Annotated in this window: 2 protein-coding genes; both read right to left on the bottom strand. The window is 61.4% G+C overall.

From position 1 onward, the window contains the following. Positions 1 to 405 precede the first annotated feature (405 nt). A complete protein-coding gene (locus TNMX_RS02970) occupies positions 406 to 3,891 on the bottom strand; it encodes a helicase-related protein (RefSeq protein WP_038029349.1) in 3,486 nt (1,161 codons plus the stop codon). After that, on the bottom strand, positions 3,888 to 4,082 hold the full coding sequence (locus TNMX_RS12820; RefSeq protein ID WP_156919409.1) for a hypothetical protein: 195 nt from the start codon (positions 4,080 to 4,082) through the stop codon (positions 3,888 to 3,890). The genes TNMX_RS02970 and TNMX_RS12820 overlap by 4 nt, the downstream gene beginning before the upstream one ends. Positions 4,083 to 4,247 lie beyond the last annotated feature (165 nt).

The raw sequence follows: 4,247 nt of genomic DNA, 5'->3' as shown, positions 1-4,247 counted from the left end.
GCGATCAAAGGGGTGGGGTTTCCTCTACCCATGTTCGCTTCCCCATCGCTCAGGCCGATCCGTGCACACCGGCAGGAGGTGCTTAGGCCTCAAGTGGCGATTACCTTTGTGAAACCCCAAGAGCTCGTACGATCTGCCAAAGGCATAGAAGCCCTAAGGAACCCCACCCCCTTCCGCCATGCATGGGGTGCCGGACCCAGCAACGGGCACGGTGACGTAGCCCGGAGGAATTGATCTCAACCCCCAAATCCTCCACGCCCTGGTGGAGAAGCAGGGAGAAGGGGGGAGCCTCGAGGTCATTCCCTTGCCTCAAAGAAAGAAAGAGGAAACCCCCTTCCGGGGGGAAAGAGCTTTAGGGGGGAACCTTTCTCCCAAATGCCCCTACCCCCGGAAGGCCGCCCCAATTCAGGAAGGGGACGGGCTCTGCACCTCTACACCGACCAGAAGATCAACCTGGGGGGGAGGGGTGTCGATTTTGCGCAGCAAAGGGGCAAAACGTTCCCGTATCTCTTGCAAAACCTGGCGAAAAGCCTCCAAGGTCCCTTCCCGGCCCAAGTCGGCCTCCTGCAGGCGGCGAACCAGGTAGCGGGGAAGGAGGCGGTGGTACTGAAGGTCCTTCTCCAACACCCGCATCAGCTCCCTTTCCTCTTCATCGAACTCAGTCCGGTTCAACGCGGTACGAAGGTTGTTCAGCGCCCGAGACTCCAAGGCGTTGCTGCCCAAAGCGGCTTCAGAACCCCCCTCGAGGTACTTAGAAAACGCGTTGTAGATTTCCCAAAATCGGCGGGTGGGTTCCCGGCGAGGCTTGTGTTCCACTCCGGCAAACAAATCCCACACCTGGGGGAGGAACAAGTACTCAGGCGGCTCTTCCTTAAGCTTCTGCTGACGTGCCCCTTCCTCAGACTTCTGCTCAGGCGGCTTTTCCCCAGGCTTCTGCTGAAGCGCCTTTTCCTCAGACTCCTTCTCAGACGGCTTCTCTCCGAACCTCCACCTCAAGGCAAAGAAAGCCGCACCTTTGCGGGCCACCACCAAAGCCTGGGGCTCTTGCCCATCCATGCCCACTTTCACCCGGTTCGGCAGATCGCGGATCCGTTGAGGCAAGTCGGGATAGGTGGCGACCAGCCGCTCCCACTCCCGGCGGGCCCAAGTCTCGGGGCTGACCTCCGTGTCCTCAGGTGGCAGGCGGGTTAGGCGCTGGTAGATCTGGGCGGCGGTGGGCTCCTCTTTCGGCGAGAGGATCTTGGCGTCTTCCCCTAGAGCCCGGTGGATGAGAAGCAGCTTGTTTTCCGCCACCCTTTTGGGGTCGTTGACCGCCGCACCCTGTTCCGTGGGGAAGAAGTGGTAGATGTAGACTTCATCGAAAAGCTTGCTTCCAACACGGTTTACCCGTCCAAGGCGTTGGATGACTCGGGTGGGATTCCAGGGAATGTCGTAGTTGACGACCGTCCCAGCCCGGTTGAGGTTGATGCCCTCAGAGAGACGGTCTGAGGTGATGAGTACCTGGTACTCGTTCCTCTGATGGGAAGCCTCCACCGCGGCATCAAAGTTGAGGATCACTTCCTTGGCCAAGGTCTTGCTGTAGTCCTTCCCGACTGCCAACACCCTGAAGCCCGAGGAGGCTAGGGCTTGTTTCAGGTACTCCACGGTGTCGGTGAACTCGGAAAACACCACGATCTTGCGGTTGGGTTCCCGGGCCAGACTTTCCCGCAAGAAGCACCAGAGGGCCTGGACCTTGGGATCCCGGTCTGGCTTGTCGAGGCCCAATCCCTCTGCCCGCTCCAGCATGCGCTCCAAGAACGCCCGGTCCTCCTCGATGTGCTGAAGCAAAGCCTGCCATCTTTGCTGCGGGAAGTCCTTCGCCCGGTAGTAGCGGCGGCGGGCCCGCTCCCCCCGCTGGATAGCCGCTTCCTCCTCCCGTATTTTGGCCTCGATCACCTCTTCCAGCCCGGAGTCGCCCAGTGGCCCCTCCTCAACGGCTTCCGTCAGCCAGTCCAGGGTCTTCCTGTCCAAGAGGAAGTACCCCTGGTCGCGAGCGAAATCGAGGAGGCGCTGGTGGTAGCGGATCATCCGCTTTACGGTCAGCACGAAGGCCGCCAGCGAGCTCTCGAAGCGGCGCACCAGGAGGCGGCGCATGAAGTCCGCCAGGTTGCGCTGGGAGCTAAGGGCGAAGGCTTCCTCCGGGGGCAGGCTTTCATCGATCTCCTCCTTGCCCAGGCGGTAGAGTTCCGGCTGGTACAAAGCTCCTCTATACGCCCCATCCGGTCCCATCCCCTGCAAGAACTCATCGTAAAAGCGGGACTGCTCCGGGCTCAGGAAGTAAAAGAGAACCTCCGGATCCCTGACCGAAGGGAAAGGGGGAGCGTCTTTGCGGTAGCGGGGATCTTCCAGCAAGTCCCGACGATTGCGCCGCACCATGACCGGGGCCATGATGAGCCGAGCCCGGTAAGCCACCGCCTCGAGGATCTCCCGGAGCCGACGGGGGTCCACCGAGGAGTTCTCCCCGGTCAGCTGAGCGTACAGCTGCTCGGCCTTCCTCCGCTTGGCCGCATCCTTGGAGTCGTGGTAGCGCAGGGCATAAGAAGCCTTGCGGAAGGTGGTGTCCAGGCGGGTAAACTCGCTCTCCAAATCCAGGGAGGGGCCCACGGTGCTGGCTTTTGGCGGAATAAACAGCCTCAGCAGGGCGTAAGCGTCCAAGGGGCGGTTGTTGATGGGAGTGGCGGTCAGCAGGAGCACCTTTCGGCCCCTAGTGATGGCGCTCAAAAGCGCGTAGTCTTTCGTTTCCAGGTTGCGGAAACGGTGGGCTTCGTCCACCACCACCAGCTGCACGTCCCTGCCCGACCCTTCCACGAAGCGCAGGGCATCCTCGAGCTGGCCTGTTGAGAAGGTGCGCCAGTCATAGAGGTGGAAGCGCTCCAGGTAGTCGCTCCACCCTCCGCTTCCGGGCTCTCCGATAAGGTGGGGCGGGGCCAGGACAATACCCCGGTACCCCGACTCCCGGGCCACCAAGCAGGCCACGACCGTTTTGCCCAGGCCGACCACATCGGCCAGTATCGCCCCGCCGTGTTCCTCCAAGAGGTGGGTGAGCAGGTTGGCCGCGTCTAAGGTGTAGGCGTAGGGGATGAACCCTACCCGCGTCAGGAAGTCGGCCATTCCCGCCCGCTGGGGGCGGCTGTCCAACGTGTCCAGGTAACGCCGCAGGAGGAGGGCGTAAACCTCCAGGGGGGTGGGGGATGCGGCTAAGGAGGCCCTCTCCACGATGTACTGCACCCTGTCCACATCCTTTGGCAAGAGCTCCACGGACTCCTGCCAAAGGTTATCAAAAAACTCCTCGGCCTCCTTGAAGCCGTAGTCCTTGATCTCTACATTGAACTCCAGCTGGCCCCCCAACCCGGCCTGGGTCAGGTTGGAGCTACCCGTAAGGAAGCTCCCGCCCGCCGGGAGCAGGCCCAGCAAGTCGGGCTTCACCTTGAACAGGTACAGCTTCGCGTGAGTAGGAGAACGGGTCTTGCGCAGCTCCAGGCGCCCCGTGCGCAGAAGCGAGAGGAAAAAGCGGGCCTGCTCGGGCAGGGTCTTATCGTCAAGCTGAGGGTGGGAAAGGGCTTTTTGCAGGTCGCTCAGCAGGGCCTCGATGACCTCCTGGTTGCTAGCCTTCCGCTGAGCCCGCGCCACCTCCAGCAGCTGCCCCAGACTGGTGTCCACAGAAAGGCCCACCAGAACCTTGAGGCGCAGGTCCGGGTTTTGCTCGAAGGCCTTGCGGAGGGCATCGTAAAGGGCGCTGTAGCCGGAGAAGTAGAAGTAGCCCACCAGGAACTTGAGCTCTTGGGCGTGCTGGAGAAGGGCCTCGAGGCGGCCCTGAAGGGTCTTGTCGGGGGCGTTGGTGATGAAACTCATGCCTCGCCCTCCCCTCCTTCGCCCCCGCGCGCCATGCGGATACGCCGCCACACCAAACGAGCGGTATCCCGGTAGATCTGGTGGCGCTCCTCTTCGCTTAGACCTAGGGCCTCAAATACGGGGCGGTCCAGAGCAACCCGATGGGGTAGGGGCCGGGGAGTGCCCTCAAAGTGAGGCGGAGTAAGCCCCACCTCCTCCCAGAAAGAAGGGATGAGAACAGTCCGCAATAGGTTTGGTAATTCAGGAATTATCTGTTTGTAGAGTGTTGGTTTCGGGATCAATATGGCCTCATATTGGTAGATATTTATTTGCAGAGGTCCCCCACCTCCCCCTTCTGGAGGACGAGCTAGTATTTC

The sequence above is a fragment of the Thermus sp. NMX2.A1 genome, from assembly GCF_000511705.1.
Classification (GTDB): domain Bacteria; phylum Deinococcota; class Deinococci; order Deinococcales; family Thermaceae; genus Thermus; species Thermus scotoductus.
Note: the sequence above shows the minus strand (reverse complement) of the source record. Positions and strands in the feature narration are given on the sequence as shown.

Bases quoted from the DNA above. Each gene is read 5' to 3' on its own strand.
- TNMX_RS02970 (WP_038029349.1), bottom strand. From the start codon at position 3,891: ATGAGTTTCATCACCAACGCCCCCGACAAGACCCTTCAGGGCCGCCTC.